This window comes from Streptomyces dangxiongensis, from assembly GCF_003675325.1.
GTDB classification, from domain to species: Bacteria; Actinomycetota; Actinomycetes; order Streptomycetales; family Streptomycetaceae; genus Streptomyces; species Streptomyces dangxiongensis.
Map to the genome: position 1 here is coordinate 2364297 of NZ_CP033073.1, position 15273 is coordinate 2379569.

General features: G+C 71.6%; 12 protein-coding genes. 2 read left to right on the forward strand and 10 right to left on the reverse strand.

The genetic code is table 11. The features are described from left to right. Positions 1 to 9: 9 nt before the first annotated feature. The 7 genes from D9753_RS10410 to D9753_RS10445 all read right to left on the reverse strand — a co-directional run bounded on the left by D9753_RS10410 (position 10) and on the right by D9753_RS10445 (position 8556). Complete coding sequence (locus D9753_RS10410) at positions 10 to 1734, reverse strand: urease subunit alpha (RefSeq protein ID WP_121786742.1); 1725 nt, start codon at positions 1732 to 1734, stop codon at positions 10 to 12. Next, on the reverse strand, positions 1731 to 2426 hold the full coding sequence (ureA, locus tag D9753_RS10415) for an urease subunit gamma (RefSeq protein WP_121786743.1): 696 nt from the start codon (positions 2424 to 2426) through the stop codon (positions 1731 to 1733). Before ureA ends, D9753_RS10410 begins: the two co-directional genes overlap by 4 nt. 318 nt (positions 2427 to 2744) lie before the next feature. Next, the gene (locus D9753_RS10420; RefSeq protein ID WP_121786744.1) at positions 2745 to 3833 is read right to left on the reverse strand and encodes a branched-chain amino acid aminotransferase; all 1089 of its coding nucleotides are present in this window, start codon (positions 3831 to 3833) and stop codon (positions 2745 to 2747) included. A 239-nt stretch (positions 3834 to 4072) separates the two neighbouring features. Next, entirely contained in the window at positions 4073 to 5116 is a 1044-nt protein-coding gene (locus D9753_RS10425; protein ID WP_121786745.1) for a 3-isopropylmalate dehydrogenase, read from the reverse strand. A gap of 312 nt (positions 5117 to 5428) precedes the next feature. Beyond that, positions 5429 to 5557, reverse strand: coding sequence for a hypothetical protein (locus D9753_RS38665; RefSeq protein WP_121786747.1), 129 nt, complete (start codon positions 5555 to 5557; stop codon positions 5429 to 5431). Positions 5558 to 5958: 401 nt separating this feature from the next. Then, a complete protein-coding gene (gene pruA / locus D9753_RS10440) occupies positions 5959 to 7590 on the reverse strand; it encodes an L-glutamate gamma-semialdehyde dehydrogenase (protein WP_121786748.1) in 1632 nt (543 codons plus the stop codon). Between the two features lie 39 nt (positions 7591 to 7629). Continuing rightward, entirely contained in the window at positions 7630 to 8556 is a 927-nt protein-coding gene (locus D9753_RS10445) for a proline dehydrogenase family protein (RefSeq protein WP_121786749.1), read from the reverse strand. Between the two features lie 163 nt (positions 8557 to 8719). Here D9753_RS10445 and D9753_RS10450 point away from each other — a divergent pair, with 163 nt between their 5' ends. Beyond that, on the forward strand, positions 8720 to 10069 hold the full coding sequence (locus tag D9753_RS10450) for a PucR family transcriptional regulator (protein WP_121786750.1): 1350 nt from the start codon (positions 8720 to 8722) through the stop codon (positions 10067 to 10069). A 7-nt stretch (positions 10070 to 10076) separates the two neighbouring features. Here D9753_RS10450 and D9753_RS10455 read toward each other — a convergent pair whose 3' ends face one another. After that, positions 10077 to 10661, reverse strand: coding sequence for a TetR/AcrR family transcriptional regulator (locus D9753_RS10455; RefSeq protein WP_121786751.1), 585 nt, complete (start codon positions 10659 to 10661; stop codon positions 10077 to 10079). 96 nt (positions 10662 to 10757) lie between these two features. Between D9753_RS10455 and D9753_RS10460 the strand changes: the two genes are divergently transcribed. After that, on the forward strand, positions 10758 to 12290 hold the full coding sequence (locus D9753_RS10460; protein WP_121786752.1) for an MFS transporter: 1533 nt from the start codon (positions 10758 to 10760) through the stop codon (positions 12288 to 12290). A 61-nt stretch (positions 12291 to 12351) separates the two neighbouring features. On the opposite strand, the gene serA is transcribed toward D9753_RS10460, so the two are convergent. Beyond that, positions 12352 to 13953, reverse strand: coding sequence for a phosphoglycerate dehydrogenase (serA, locus tag D9753_RS10465; RefSeq protein WP_121786753.1), 1602 nt, complete (start codon positions 13951 to 13953; stop codon positions 12352 to 12354). A 227-nt stretch (positions 13954 to 14180) separates the two neighbouring features. After that, positions 14181 to 15179: a ketol-acid reductoisomerase gene (gene ilvC / locus D9753_RS10470; protein WP_121786754.1), complete on the reverse strand. Its 999-nt coding sequence runs from the start codon at positions 15177 to 15179 to the stop codon at positions 14181 to 14183. Positions 15180 to 15273: the final 94 nt, after the last annotated feature.

The following is a 15273-nucleotide window of genomic DNA, read 5'->3' on the forward strand; positions in this document are numbered from 1 at the left end:
CCCGGGGTCCTAGAGGAAGTAGAGGCGGTTGAGGGAGACGGAGTCGGCGGGGCCGGAGCGCAGCGGGTCACCGTCGAGGGTGACCAGGCCGGTGTCCCGGTCGACGTCGACCGCTCCGATGCGGGCGTTGAGGCGCAGGTCGGCGGGGCCGATCCCGCGGGTGCCGTGCACGGCGACCCTTCTGCGGCGGGTGGGCATGAGGTCGTCGCCCAGGTCGGCGGCGGCCCGGGCGACGAACGCGACCGAGATGTCCGCGGGCGTGGCGCCGTACGCGCCGAACTGCGGTCCCAGTAGCAGGGGTTCGCAGGTGTCGGTGGCCGCGTTGGGGTCGCCGGTCACGCCGTACGCCGGGAAGCCGGACTTGAGGACGAGCTGCGGCTTGGCGCCGAAGTACTCCGGGCGCCAGAGCACGAGGTCGGCGAGCTTGCCGACCTCGATCGAGCCGACCTCGTGGGACAGTCCGTGCGCGATGGCCGGGTTGATGGTCAGTTTGGCGATGTAGCGCAGGACGCGGGCGTTGTCGTCGCCGTCGCCGTCGCCGTCCAGCGGGCCCAGCTCGGCCTTCATCTTGCCGGCCATGGCGAACGTCCGGCGGACCGTCTCCCCGGCCCGGCCCATGCCCTGCGCGTCGGAGGAGGTGATGCCGATCGCGCCCAGGTCGTGCAGCACGTCCTCGGCGCCCATCGTGCCGGCGCGGATCCGGTCGCGGGCCATGGCCGCGTCGCCGGGCAGGTCGGGCTTGAGGTCGTGGACGGAGACGATCATGCCGTAGTGCTCGGCGACCGCGTCCCGGCCGAAGGGCAGGGTGGGGTTGGTGGAGGAGCCGATGACGTTCGGGACGCCGGCCATCTTCAGCACGTTGGGTACGTGTCCGCCGCCGCAGCCCTCGATGTGGAAGGCGTGGATCGTGCGGCCCTCCAGGACGCGCAGGGTGTCCTCCACCGACAGGCACTCGTTCAGCCCGTCACTGTGCAGGGCCACCTGGACGTCGTGCTCCTCGGCGACGCGCAGCGCGGTGTCCAGCGCCCGGGTGTGGGCGCCCATGTCCTCGTGCACCTTGAAGCCGCAGGCACCGCCCTCGGCGAGCGCCTCGACCAGCGGCGCGTCCGACGAGGACGAACCCCGGCCGAGGAAGCCGATGTTGACCGGCCAGGCGTCGAAGGCGCCGAACGCGTGGCGCAGCGCCCAGGGGGAGTTGACGCCCACGCCCCACACCGGGCCGAACTCCTGCCCGATGATCGTGGTCACGCCGGAGGCGAGGGAGGCCTCCATGATGCGCGGCGACAGCAGATGGACGTGGGTGTCGACGGCCCCGGCGGTGGCGATCAGTCCCTCACCGGAGACGATCGAGGTGCCGGTGCCGACGACGACGTCCACCCCGTCGAGGGTGTCCGGGTTGCCGGCCCGCCCGATCGCGCAGATCCGCCCCTCGCGGATCCCGATCGACACCTTCCGGATCCCCTGCACCGCGTCGATCACGACGACGTTGCTGATCACGACGTCACAGGTGGCGCGGACGGCGGCGGCCTTCAGGTGCAGTCCGTCGCGGGCGGTCTTGCCGAACCCGGCGAGGAACTCGTCGCCGTACCGCTGGGAGTCGGACTCCACGCGGACGGTGAGCCCGGAGTCGCCGAGGCGCACGCGGTCGCCGGCGCGGGGGCCGTGGGTGGCCGCGTAGGCGTGCGGGTCGATGTGGACCGACCGGCTGACCTCGCGTCCCTTCGAGCGGCTCATCGCTCGCCTCCTTCCGTTCCGGCTCCGAGATATCCGCAGGCGGCGGCCCTGCGCAGGGCCTCCTGCCGGGCTCCGGGAGCGTCCAGCGGCCCGTCGACCAGGCCGGCGAAGCCGATCGCGACGCGCTCGCCGCCGATCGGGAGGAGCCCGACCTCCTCGCTCTCCCCCGGCCCGAAGCGGACCGAGGACCCGGCGGGTACGGCGAGCCGCATGCCGTAGGCCCGGCGGCGGTCGAAGTCGAGGCGCGGGTTGGCCTCGAAGAAGTGGAAGTGGGAGGTGACGGAGACCGGCACGGTGGCGGTGTTGGTGACGCGGAGCCGGACGGCCGGCTCGGGGTCGGCGTGCTCGGGGCCGGGCAGCAGCGCGCCGGGGGCGTGCTCGCCGAGGCCGCCGCCGATGGGGTCGGGGACGACCGCGAGCCGGGAGCCGTCGTCGAAGACGGCCTCGACCATCACCTCGGTGACGACGTCGGCGACGCCCGGAAGCACATCGTCGGGGCCGAGCACCGAGCGGGCCGCCTCGACGGCCTCGGCGAGCCGCCGGCCGTCCCGGGCGGCCTCGCAGACGGTGTCCGCGATCAGCGCGGTGGCCTCCGGCACGTTGAGCCTGAGGCCGCGCGCCCGGCGGCCCCGGGCCAGCTCGGCGGCTCCGAAGAGCAGCAGCCGGTCACGTTCGGTCGGGGTGAGTCTCACGGCGCGGCACCTCCTTGCCTTCCCTGGTTAGAACGTCACTCTAAACACAGGACCCGAGAAACAGAAGGTTTTGCCGCGAGCACCTGCGCACGTCACATGAAACGCTGCTCAAAACTGCACTCGCACACAGCTCAGCCACGCGGACCCTGCGCCGCCTGGTCCGGAGTGCGCGGGCGGCTGGTCGGCTCGGCGGTCGGCCCGCTCCCGGCCCGCGGCCGCACCGCGCCGTCCGTTGAAACGACCGAGGGCCGCCGCGGACGTCTGCGCGTCCGAGGCGGCCCTGAGCGTGCAGCACCCGAAGGGGCGCTTCCTGGGCGGTCAGCCGATCCGGTGCATCCAGCCGTGCTTGTCCTCCGTCATGCCCCGCTGAAGGTCGAGCAGGGCCTGACGCAGCCGCAGCGTGACCTCGCCGGGCTCCCCCCCGCCCTGCCGCCACTCCGCGCCGGCCCGCTTGACCGTGCCGACCGGAGTGATCACGGCGGCGGTGCCGCAGGCGAAGACCTCGGTGAGGCTGCCGTTCTCGGAGTCACGCTGCCACTGCTCCACGGAGACCCGGCCCTCCTCGGACTCGTAGCCGAGGTCGCGGGCGACGGCCAGCAGGGAGTCGCGGGTGACGCCCTCCAGGATGGAGCCGGTCAGGGTGGGCGTGACGATCTTGTCGCCGTACACGAAGTACAGGTTCATGCCGCCCAGCTCCTCGACCCACTGGTGCTCGACCGCGTCGAGGTAGCAGACCTGGTCGCAGCCCTTGGCCGCGGCCTCGGCCTGGGCGAGAAGGGAGGCGGCGTAGTTGCCGCCGGTCTTGGCGTCGCCCATGCCGCCGGGGACGGCACGGACACGGTCCTCGCTGACCCAGATGGACACCGGCTTGACGCCGCCCGGGAAGTAGGCGCCGGCCGGGGAGGCGATGACGATGAACAGGTACTCGTTGGCCGGCTTGACGCCCAGGCCGACCTCGGTGCCGATCATGAACGGGCGCAGGTAGAGGGATTCCTCGCCGCCGTGGGCGGGCACCCAGTCCCTGTCCTGCTGGACGAGGGCGTCGCAGGCCTCGATGAACGACTCGACCGGCAGCTCGGGCATGGCGAGGCGCTTGGCGGAGCGCTGGAAGCGCTTGGCGTTCTGGTCCGGCCGGAAGAGGGCGACCGAGCCGTCGGGCTGGCGGTAGGCCTTCAGGCCCTCGAAGATCTCCTGCGCGTAGTGCAGGACGTTGGTGGCCGGGTCGAGGGGGATCGGCGCGTACGGAACGAGCTGACCGTCGTGCCAGCCGCGGCCCTCGGTCCACTTGATCGTCACCATGTGGTCGGTGAAGTGGCGGCCGAAACCGGGGTTGGCCAGGATCGCCTCGCGCTCTGCGGCGGCGAGCGGGCTGGCGGAGGGCTTGAGCTCGATCGTGGGCGTCGTCATGTGGTTGTCCTTCACCGGTTGTAGTGACGGGCCGCGCTCACGCCTGTACTGCGGGTCGTCAGTGCTAGGACGTCCGAGCATTCCCTCATATCGCGGCTCCGCGTTCGATTATCGCGCGGGGGCGGCGGCGGACGGAATCGGGGTGAAGCGGTCCAGGGATTGATGGTGGCACCCGGCGAGGCACAGGAAAAGCCGCCGGGTGCGGTAGCGACCCGGCGGCTTGGGTGGAGCGCGGCGGGTCAGCCGGCTACGCGTACGGCGAGCGCGTCGCCGATCTCGGAGGTGCGGCGGGCGGGCAGGGAGCCCCGCTCGGTGAGGTCGGCGGTGACCGCCGCGTCGATGCGGTCGGCCTCGGCGTCGTAGCCGAGGTGGCGCAGCAGCAGGGCGACGGACAGGACGGTGGCGGTGGGGTCGGCCTTGCCCTGGCCGGCGATGTCCGGGGCCGAGCCGTGGACGGGCTCGAACATGGACGGGAACTCGCCGCCGGGGTTGATGTTGCCGGAGGCGGCCACGCCGATGCCGCCGGAGACGGCCGCGGCGAGGTCGGTGATGATGTCGCCGAAGAGGTTGTCCGTGACGATGACGTCGAACCGGCCCGGGTCGGTGACCAGGTAGATCGTGGCCGCGTCGACGTGGATGTAGTCGGTGGTGACCTCGGGGAACTCCTCGGCCACCTGGTTGAAGATGTTCGTCCACAGGTGTCCGGCGAAGGTCAGCACGTTGTTCTTGTGGACCAGCGTGAGCTTCTTGCGCGGGCGGGCCTGGGCGCGGGCGAAGGCGTCTCGGACGACGCGCTCGACGCCGTAGGCGGTGTTGACGGACACCTCGGTGGCGACCTCGTGCGCGGTGCCCTTGCGGATGGTGCCGCCGTTGCCGGTGTACGGGCCCTCGGTGCCCTCGCGGACGACGACGAAGTCGATCTCCGGCTGGCCGGCGAGCGGGGTGGCGACACCGGGGAGCAGCTTCGACGGGCGCAGGTTGACGTGGTGGTCGAAGGCGAAGCGGAGCTTGAGCAGGAAGCCGCGCTCCAGGACGCCGGACGGCACCGACGGATCTCCGATGGCGCCGAGCAGGATGGCGTCGTGCCGCTTCAGCGCGTCCAGGTCGGCGTCGGTGAGGGTCTCGCCGGTGGCGTGGTAGCGCTGGGCACCGAAATCGTACTCCTCGGTCTCCAGCTTCACGTCCTGCGGCAGGACGGCGGAGAGGACCTTGAGACCCTCGGCCACGACCTCCTGGCCGATGCCGTCACCGGGGATCACTGCGAGATTGAGGCTGCGAGACATGCCGGAACCCTACTCCCCGTCCCAGGGGATGACACACCCCGTCCGACATACGGACAGCCGGACGGGTGGCCCGACGGGTGACCGGTGGGTGGAGGGGCAGGGTGCGGGTCGGCGCGGCACCGCGGCTCGGGGTGCGGCGTCGGCAGACGGCAGGCGACACAGAGCGGACGGCGCACGGCGGACAGCGCACGGCGCACGGCGGCGGACGGCGGGCGGCGCGCGGCGGAGCGGCCGCTTCGGGGTGCGGCGCGGCGGGTGAGGGCCGCGCCGCACCTCGCTCGGGTGGCGGCTCCCGGCTGGTGGTGGTCCGGCTCAGTGGCCGGTCGCGCCGCCGTTGTCCCGGCGGTCCAGGGCGCGCTGGAGAGCGGCGGCGGCGTTCTTGCGGTCGGACTCGCTCGTGCGGGGCACGTGGCGGACGCGGCGGACGGTCGTCTCGGCCATGGCAATCGACTCCTTCGGCAGACGCGCAGTGCGGCGGTGAGGGGGTTCGACTCCCCCGCCGCCTCGTGGGGCGTGGGAGAGGGACCCCCGGAGAGGGGCGGGAAACGATGGCCGCAGGGGTTGCCTGCACGGGGCCCGGCTCACGACCGCCATTCGCTGGATGGAGCGAGACGTTCGGCTCCCTCCACGCTAAGGGAGCCGTCCGCGTCTGTCTGCACCATTACTCGGACTTCCTACTATCTGAGACGGCGCACCGGATCACACCGCCCTGAGCAGGGCGTTCGCGTGTTCGGGGAGTACTCCGGCCGAGGGAGCGCGGCCCGCGCGGCCCCGGGGGAACGTGGAACGGCCCGGGAGGCCCGACACAGGTCGGGCCTCCCGGGCCGTGCTCGCGGGGCCGGTCAGCCCATGTGCGGGTAGGCGTAGTCGGTCGGCGGGACCAGGGTCTCCTTGATGGCCCGGGTCAGGGTCCAGCGCAGCAGGTTCTGCGGGGCGCCGGCCTTGTCGTTGGTGCCGGAGGCACGGCCGCCGCCGAAGGGCTGCTGGCCGACGACGGCGCCGGTCGACTTGTCGTTGATGTAGAAGTTGCCCGCGGCGAAGCGGAGCCGCTCCATCGTGTGGGCCGCGGCGGCGCGGTCATTGGCGATCACCGAACCGGTGAGGGCGTAGTCCGACACCGACTCCATCTGGGTCAGCATCTCCTCGTACGCGTCGTCCTCGTAGACGTGCACGGCGAGGATCGGGCCGAAGTACTCGGTGGTGAAGACCTCGTTCTCCGGGTCGGTGCACTCGATGACGGTCGGGCGGACGAAGTAGCCGACCGAGTCGTCGTAGCTGCCGCCGGCCACGATGGTGCAGGTCGGGTCCTGCTTGGCGCGGTCGATGGCCGCCTTGTTCTTGGCGAAGGACCGCTCGTCGATCACCGCGCCCATGAAGTTGGACAGGTCGGTGACGTCACCCATGGTCAGGTAGTCGACCTCGGCGGCGAACTCCTCCTTGAAGCCCGAGTTCCAGATGGAGGCCGGGATGTAGGCGCGGGAGGTGGCGCTGCACTTCTGGCCCTGGTACTCGAAGGCGCCGCGGGTCAGGGCGGTCTTCAGGATCGCGCGGTCGGCGCTCGGGTGGGCGACCAGGAAGTCCTTGCCGCCGGTCTCGCCGACCAGACGCGGGTAGGAGCGGTACTTCTCGATGTTGCTGCCGACCGTCTTCCACAGGTACTGGAACGTCTTGGTCGAACCGGTGAAGTGGATGCCGGCGAGGTCGCGGTGCTCGAGGGCGACCGCGGAGACCTCGATGCCGTCGCCGGTGACGAGGTTGATGACGCCCTTGGGCAGGCCCGCCTCCTCCAGCAACTGCATGAGGAGGACGGCCGCGTGGGTCTGCGTCGGGGACGGCTTCCAGAGCACCACGTTGCCCATCAGGGCCGGTGCGGTGGGCAGGTTCGCCGCGATCGCCGAGAAGTTGAACGGCGTGATCGCGTAGACGAAGCCCTCCAGCGGGCGGTGGTCCAGGCGGTTCCAGACGCCCGGGGAGTTCGCCGGGGGCTGCTCCGCGAGGATCTGACGGGCGTAGTGCACGTTGAAGCGCCAGAAGTCGACCAGCTCGCAGGGGCTGTCGATCTCCGCCTGCTGGGCGGTCTTGGACTGGCCCAGCATGGTGGAGGCGGCGATCGTCTCGCGCCAGGGGCCGGCCAGCAGCTCGGCGGCGCGCAGGATGATCGCGGCACGGTCGTCGAAGGCCATCGCACGCCAGGCCGGGGCGGCGGCCAGGGCCGCGTCGATGGCGTCCTGCGCGTCCTGCCGGGTGGCGTTGCGCAGGGTGCCGATGACGGCCTTGTGGTTGTGCGGCTGGACGACCTGGATGGTCTCGCCGCCGCCCATCCGCTTCTCGCCGCCGATGGTCATCGGCAGGTCGATCGGGTTCTGAGCCAGCTCCTTGAGCTTGACCTCCAGACGGGCGCGCTCGGGCGAGCCGGGGGCGTAGCCGTGCACCGGCTCGTTGACGGGGGTGGGGACCTGGGTCACAGCGTCCATGAGATCCGTAACTCCTTGTACGTGAGCGGGTGTTCGGGCTCAGCCCTTGCTGACCATCGAGCGCAGGAAGAAGCGCAGGTTGGCGGGCTTCTCGGCGAGACGGCGCATGAAGTAGCCGTACCAGTCGGTGCCGTAGGCGGTGTAGACGCGCATGCGGTGGCCCTCGGCGGCCAGCCGCAGGTGCTCCTCGCCGCGGATGCCGTAGAGCATCTGGAACTCGTACTCGTCGAGCTTGCGGCCGGCCTTGTGGGCCAGCTCCTGGGCGATGGAGATCAGACGCGGGTCGTGGGACCCGATCATCGGGTAGCCCTCGCCCTCCATGAGCGTCCTGAGGATGCGCACGTAGGCCTTGTCGATCTCGTGCTTCTGCTGGTAGGCGACCTCGGCGGGCTCCTTGTAGGCGCCCTTCACCAGGCGGACGCGGCTGCCGGACTCCGCGAGGCGGCGGGCGTCGGCCTCGGTGCGGAAGAGGTAGGCCTGGATGACGCAGCCGGTCTGCGGGAAGTCCTTCCGCAGCTCCTCGTGGATGGCGAACATCGAGTCGAGGGTGGTGTGGTCCTCGGCGTCGAGCGTCACCGTCGTCCCGATGGCGGCGGCGGCCTCGACGACCGGGCGGACGTTGGCGAGGGCCAGCTCGTGGCCGCCCTCCAGCGCTTGGCCGAACATGGACAGCTTGACCGACATCTCGACCTTCTCGCCCAGCTCCAGCCGCTCGAGGTGGTCGATGAGCGCCAGGTAGGCGTCCCGGGCGGCCCCGGCCTGCTCCGGGGTGGTGATGTCCTCGCCGACGACGTCCATCGTCAGCTCCAGGCCCCTGGCCGTGAGGTCCTCGATGATCGGGACGATGTCGGCCACGGTCTCGCCGGGGATGAAGCGGTCGACGACCTGCTTGGTCACCGGAGCCGCCGAGATCAGACGACGCATCCGGTCGCTGCGCGACGCGGCGAGAATCACGGGACCCAGCACGGGGCACCTCCACAGACAAGCACCGAAACGGCCCTACCCGACGATTCGGGTACGGCACGGAGAACCACCGTGAAACCTAAGGATCTCTCCGATCGTGGGCCATCGACAGCTGTCACGCATCCGTGCACGGGTTCTCAGACAGGTGTATGAGGGCGGCCGGGGAATGGGAGAGAATGCCCGGGTGACGGCCGATGCTGCATCCTTCAGAAGCATGGGTGACTACCAGGAGCTGGTGGACGAGATCTCCGAGCTGCTGGGCGTCCCGGCGACCCTGGAGAACCGCGACTTCGAACTGATCGCGTTCGGCGCGTACGACAGCGACGACGAACTGGACCCGTCCGCGCTGGACCCGGTCCGCACCCGTTCCATCCTGACCCGGCGTTCCACAGCGGCGGTCCGGGCCTGGTTCGAGGGGTTCGGCATCACGCGCGCGACCGGGCCGGTGCGCATCCCGCCGACCCCGGAGGCCGGCGTGTACCGCGGCCGGATCTGTCTCCCCGTACGCCATCGGGGTGTCGTCCTCGGCTACGTCTGGCTGTTGGACGGCGACCCGGGGCCGACGGACGCCCAGCTCGCCGCCGCCCTGCGGGTGGCGGACCGGATCGGGGCGCTGCTCGCCGACGAGGCGGAGGCCGGGGCGGGGCTCAGCCGGGAGCTGCGGGCGGTGCTCACGGCGGAGCGCGGCTGGCAGCGGGACATGGCGGTGGCCGACCTGCGCACCGCGCTGGGCCCCCGTGCGGACGGCCCGCACACGCTGGTCTGTGTGGCGCCCTGGCCCTCGGCCGACCCGGACGACGCCCCGGCCCCGCGCACGGTCCCGCACGCCACCGCCCTGTGCACGCTGCCCTGGGGGCCGACCGGGCTGAGCCTGGCGGTGCTGGTGCGGCTGCGGACGACGGATGTGCCGACACCGGCGCTGACGGCGGCGGCACGACTGCTGCGGGAGGCCGAGGGGGCGGGGGGAGCGAAGGCCCGGGGAGCGGGGGCGCGCACGGCCGCCGCGGTGGCCGCGCGGCCCGCCGGGCCCGCGGGGACCACCGGGGCCGCAGGGGCCGTCGCAGCCGCCGGGGCCGGCCGGGTGGGCGGGTTCGCCGCCGGGGCCGGGTTCGCCGCCGGGATCGGCGAACCCCGCACCGGTCTCGCCGAGCTGGGCACGGTCTGGCAGGAGGCGCGGGCCGCCGCGCGCGCCGCGCTGGCCGAGCCGCGATTCGCACCGGTCGCGGAGTGGGGACGCATCGGGCCGTACCGGCTGCTGACCGCGCTGCCCCCCGAGGCCGCGCACGACCCCGTGGCCGGCCCGCTGCTCTCCCCCGTCCACCGAGAGCTGGCCCGCACCGCGGAGGTCTACCTCGACTGCGCCGGACAGGCCGGCCGCACCGCCGCCGAGCTGGGCATCCACCGTCAGACGCTGTACTACCGCCTGTCCCGGGTGGAGCAGCTCACGGGGCTCGACCTGGACGACGGGGAGGACCGGCTGCTGCTGCACATGACGTTGAAGCGGGCGCGGCTGTAGCCGCCGGTCAGTGCCGCGCGGCCTGCCGCATGACGCGCCGCAGGCCCTCGGTGAGCTGCTCGGCGGTGGTCGCCGAGGCGGGGTCGAAGAGCCACTGGACCATGAGGCCGTTGAGGAGGGTCTGGTAGAGGCGGCCCTCGCTGTCCGTGGTCTCCTGGTCGACCTCCGTCTCCGGGACGCCGTTGAAGAGGGCCACGAGCCCGGTCCGGCCTTCCTCCTGCGCCTCGGCCAGCAGCTTGCGCACCTGGGCGACACGCTCGTCCTGGAACATCAGCTCGAAGCTGAGCAGCCAGATCGCCCGTGCCTCGGGCACGGTGCGGATGACGCTCGCCCACATCTCCTGGAAACGCTCCAGTGATCCCGGGGGCTGCGTGACCTCCTCGCCGAGCCCCGGGCCGAAGCTCTCGCCCACGCTCTCGATCAGGGAGACGTACGCCTGGGTGAGCAGCGCGTCCTTCGACCCGTAGTGGTAGCCGATCGAGGCCAGGTTCGTCCCCGACTCCTTGACGATGTCGCGCGCCGTCGTCCGCGCGAAGCCCTTCTCCAGCAGGCAGCGCTTGGCGCCCTTGAGCAGATCCTCACGGTGTCCCATGCCCTCACCCTACCCGCGATCCATACAACCGTCCCAGACGAACGACTTATACAAATGTTCTAGACAGACGTTTAATACAGCCGTACATTGCTCGGCATGACGAACTCGACGAGCACCACCGCCTCCGTCGGCGCCGAACGCGCCCCCGTCCGCGCCGGACGCCGCGAATGGACCGCGCTCGGTGTGCTGATGCTGCCGCTGCTGCTGGTCTCGATGGACGTCTCGGTCCTCTACTTCGCGGCCCCCGCGATCAGCGCCGACCTGCACCCCAGCGGCACCCAACAGCTATGGATCTTCGACATCTACGGCTTCGTCCTCGCCGGACTGCTGATGACGATGGGCTCGCTCGGCGACCGCGTCGGCAGCCGCAAACTGCTCCTGGCGGGGGCCGCGGCCTTCGGCGGAGCCTCCTTGCTCGCGGCCTTCGCGAACAGCGCCGAGACCCTGATCGCGGCCCGCGCGGTCCTCGGCGTCGGCGGCGCGACGCTCATGCCGTCCACGATGGCCCTGCTGCGCACGATGTTCACCGACCCCGCCCAACGGGCGAAGGCCATCGGCCTGTGGTCCGGTGTGATGACCGGCGGGATCGCCCTCGGCTCGGTGATGAGCGGCGTCCTGGTCGAGCACTTCCGCTGGGGCTCGGTCTTCCTGGTCAACCTGCCCGCGATGGCGCTGCTGCTGGTCCTCGGCCCGGTCCTGCTGCCCGAGTCGCGCAACCCCGGGGCCGGCCGCTTCGACCTGGCGAGCGTGCCGCTGTCGATGGCCGCCGTGCTCCCGGTGATCTACGGCCTCAAGGAGATCCCGTCCGAGGGCTGGCACCCGCAGTACGTCGTCTCGATCACCGTCGGCCTGCTCTTCGGGGCGCTGTTCGTCCACCGCCAGCGCACCGGCACCTCCCCGCTGGTCCCGCCGGCCCTCTTCCGGGGCCGCGGATTCACCCCGTCGCTGGTCCTGACCCTCGTGTCCGCGTTCGGGATGATGGGCTCGGCCATCTTCACCACGCAGTACCTCCAGTCGGTCCTCGGCAAGAGCCCGCTGGCGGCGGCGCTGTGGAGCCTGCTCCCCTCGGTGCTCATCGGCGCCGCCGGACCCCTCACCACCGCGCTCGTCCAGCGCGGCGTCCACCGCGGGTACGTCGTCGCCGGCGGCTTCGCGGTCAGCGCGGCCGGGTACGCCCTGCTCGGCCTCGCCGGCACCGACTCCCTGTGGCTGGTGCTGGCCGCGGCCGGCGTCCTCGCCTGCGGTGTGGTCATGGTGCTGTCCCAGCTCACCGACCTCGCCATGAGCGGCGTCCCCGCGGAACAGGCCGGAACGGCCTCCGCCCTGCTGGAGACCGGCACCGAGTTCGGCGGGGCGCTCGGCATGGCGGTCCTCGGCTCCATCGGTACGGCCGTCTACCGCCACGCGATGCCGGAGACCGCCCCGGCCGAGGCCCGCGAGACCCTGGGCGGGGCGCTCACCGCGGCCGCCCGGCTGCCCGGCCGGCCCGGCGCGTCCCTGCTCGCCGCGGCCCGGGAGGCGTTCACCAGCGGGATGCAGGGCGTGGCGGTCGCCGGGGCGGTGCTGCTGGCACTGGCGGCGGTCGGCGCCGCACTGACCCTGCGGACCACCGGGGGCGGCGACCGGTAGCGGATACGCACAACGCCGGGCGGGCCGACCGAAGTCGGCCCGCCCGGCGTTCGGCGTGTGCTCAGACCAGGTTCACGGACCGGGCCGAGGCCGCCCCGATCTCCGCGGCCAGCTCGGCCAGCACGCCGGGGGCCACCGTGTCGTCCACGGTGAGCACCGCCAGCGCCTCACCGCCCACCGCCGCACGCGCGACCTGCATGCCGGCGATGTTGATGCCGGCCTCCCCGAGGACCCGGCCGACGGTGCCGACGACACCCGGGCGGTCCTCGTAGCGCAGGACGACCATGTGGTCGGCGAGCGCGAGGTCGACGTCGTACTCGCCGACCGCGACGATCTTCTGCACGTGCTTCGGGCCGGCCAGCGTGCCGGAGACCGACACCTCCTCGCCGGTGCCCAGCGTGCCGCGCACGGTGACCACGTTGCGGTGGTCGGCCGACTCGGAGCTGGTGGTCAGGCGCACCTCGACACCGCGCTCCTGCGCGAACAGCGGCGCGTTGACGTACGACACCGTCTCGTCGACGACGTCCTCGAAGACACCCTTGAGCGCGGACAGCTCCAGCACCTTCACGTCGTGCTGGGTGATCTCGCCGTAGACCTCGACGTCGAGACGGACGGCGACCTCACCGGCCAGCGCGGTGAAGATACGGCCGAGACGCTCGGCGAGCGGCAGGCCCGGCTTGACGTCCTCGGCGATGACACCGCCCTGGACGTTCACCGCGTCCGGCACCAGCTCACCGGCGAGCGCGAGCCGCACCGACCTGGCGACCGCGATGCCGGCCTTCTCCTGGGCCTCGTCGGTGGAGGCGCCTAGGTGCGGGGTGCACACGACCTGGTCCAGCTCGAACAGCGGGGAGTCGGTGCAGGGCTCCTTGGCGTACACGTCGAGGCCGGCGCCGGCGACCCGGCCCTCCTTCAGCGCCGCGTACAGCGCGGCCTCGTCGACGATGCCGCCGCGCGCGGCGTTGACGACGCGCACGCTCGGCTTGACCTTGCGCAGCGCCTCGTCGCCGATCAGGCCGAGGGTCTCGGGGGTCTTGGGCAGGTGGACGGTGATGAAGTCGGAGACCTCCAGCAGCTCGTCCAGCGACAGCACCTTGACGCCCATCTGCGCGGCCCGCGCGGGCTGTACGTAGGGGTCGTAGGCGACGACCTTCATGCCGAAGGCGGACATGCGCTGCGCGACGAGGGCGCCGATGCGGCCCAGGCCCACGACGCCCAGCGTCTTCTCGGCCAGCTCGACACCCGTGTACTTGCTGCGCTTCCACTCGCCGTTCTTCAGGGCGGTGTTGGCCTGCGGGATGTTGCGGGCGGTGGCGAGGATGAGACCGCAGGCCAGCTCGGCGGCGGTCACGATGTTGGAGGTGGGGGCGTTGACGACCATCACGCCGGCCTTGGTGGCGGCGGAGACGTCGACGTTGTCCAGGCCGACGCCGGCACGCGCGACGACCTTCAGTTTCTTCGCGGCGGCGATGGCCTCGGCGTCGACCTTGGTGGCCGAACGGATGAGGATCGCGTCCACGTCGGCGATGGCCGGAAGCAGCTCGGAGCGGTCCGCTCCGTTGCAGTGCCGGATCTCGAAATCCGGACCGAGTGCGTCGACGGTGGCAGGCGACAGCTCTTCAGCGATCAGTACCGTAGCTTTTTGACTGGGGTACGAGCTCACGTGAGTCCTCACAGGTGCGATGCGGACGGCCGTCCCGACGGCCGCAGGCGGAGGAGGGGGGCTAGCCGCGGAAGACGCACGACGCTGTGGGCCTGACGCGTGTTGTCCAGAAGTGTAGTGGCGTGGCGGAGATCGCATTGCGCCTCCGCGGAAGGATCACCCTTCCGTGGCTGGCCGGGGTGGACAACAGGGGCCGGAGCAGTCCGCCCCGGCCCCTGTCCCGAGGCTTACGCCTCCTCGTTCACCCAGCTCATCAGCTTGCGCAGCTTCTTGCCAGTGGTCTCCAGCAGGTGCTCGGAGTCCTGCTGCTTGTACTCGTTGTACTTCTTCAGGCCGCCGTGGTACTCGTCCATCCAGGCACGGGCGAAGGTGCCGTCCTGGATCTCGGCGAGGACCTTCTTCATCTCGGCCTTGGTGGCGTCGGTGATGATGCGCGGACCGGTGACGTAGTCGCCCCACTCGGCGGTCTCGGAGATGGACCAGCGCATCTTCTCCAGGCCGCCCTCGTACATGAGGTCCACGATCAGCTTCAGCTCGTGCAGGCACTCGAAGTAGGCGATCTCCGGCTGGTAGCCGGCCTCGGTCAGGGTCTCGAAGCCCGCCTTGACCAGCGCGGCCGTGCCACCGCACAGCACGGCCTGCTCACCGAACAGGTCGGTCTCGGTCTCCTCGGTGAACGTCGTCTTGATGACGCCGGCGCGGGTGCCGCCGATGCCCTTGGCGTACGACAGGGCGAGGGCGAAGGCGTCGCCGGAGGCGTCCTGCTCGACGGCGGCGATGCACGGCACGCCGCGGCCCTCCTCGTACTGGCGGCGGACCAGGTGGCCCGGGCCCTTCGGGGCGACCATGCAGACGTCCACGCCCGCCGGGGGCTTGATGAAGCCGTAGCGGATGTTCAGGCCGTGGCCGAAGAACAGCGCGTCGCCGTCCTTCAGGTTCGGGGCGATGGACTCGTCGTAGACCTGCGCCTGGAGGGGGTCCGGGACCAGGATCATGATGACGTCGGCCTCGGCGGCGGCCTCGGCCGGGGTCACCACGCGCAGGCCCTGCTCCTCGGCCTTGGCCTTGGACTTCGAGCCCTCGTGCAGGCCGACACGCACGTCGACACCGGAGTCACGGAGCGACAGCGCGTGGGCGTGGCCCTGGCTGCCGTAACCGATGACCGCGACCTTGCGGCCCTGGATGATGGACAGGTCGGCGTCAGCGTCGTAGAACAGCTCGGCCACTTTGGGTTCTCTCCTTGTGTGCAGGTGATGCGTCCCACCGTATGACGGCGGGCGGAAGGGAAGTTTCGGGGTCTCGGCATACGGGCGGCGGCGG

What these genes read in the sequence shown, in the direction of transcription:
- D9753_RS38665 (WP_121786747.1), bottom strand. Translation starts at nt 5,557, where the DNA reads ATGGCCGAGACGACCGTCCGCCGCGTCCGCCACGTGCCCCGCACGAGC.
- D9753_RS10460 (WP_121786752.1), top strand. Translation starts at nt 10,758, where the DNA reads ATGACGAACTCGACGAGCACCACCGCCTCCGTCGGCGCCGAACGCGCC.
- D9753_RS10420 (WP_121786744.1), bottom strand. Translation starts at nt 3,833, where the DNA reads ATGACGACGCCCACGATCGAGCTCAAGCCCTCCGCCAGCCCGCTCGCC.
- pruA (WP_121786748.1), bottom strand. Translation starts at nt 7,590, where the DNA reads ATGGACGCTGTGACCCAGGTCCCCACCCCCGTCAACGAGCCGGTGCAC.
- D9753_RS10425 (WP_121786745.1), bottom strand. Translation starts at nt 5,116, where the DNA reads ATGTCTCGCAGCCTCAATCTCGCAGTGATCCCCGGTGACGGCATCGGC.
- D9753_RS10450 (WP_121786750.1), top strand. Translation starts at nt 8,720, where the DNA reads ATGGGAGAGAATGCCCGGGTGACGGCCGATGCTGCATCCTTCAGAAGC.
- D9753_RS10455 (WP_121786751.1), bottom strand. Translation starts at nt 10,661, where the DNA reads ATGGGACACCGTGAGGATCTGCTCAAGGGCGCCAAGCGCTGCCTGCTG.
- D9753_RS10410 (WP_121786742.1), bottom strand. Translation starts at nt 1,734, where the DNA reads ATGAGCCGCTCGAAGGGACGCGAGGTCAGCCGGTCGGTCCACATCGAC.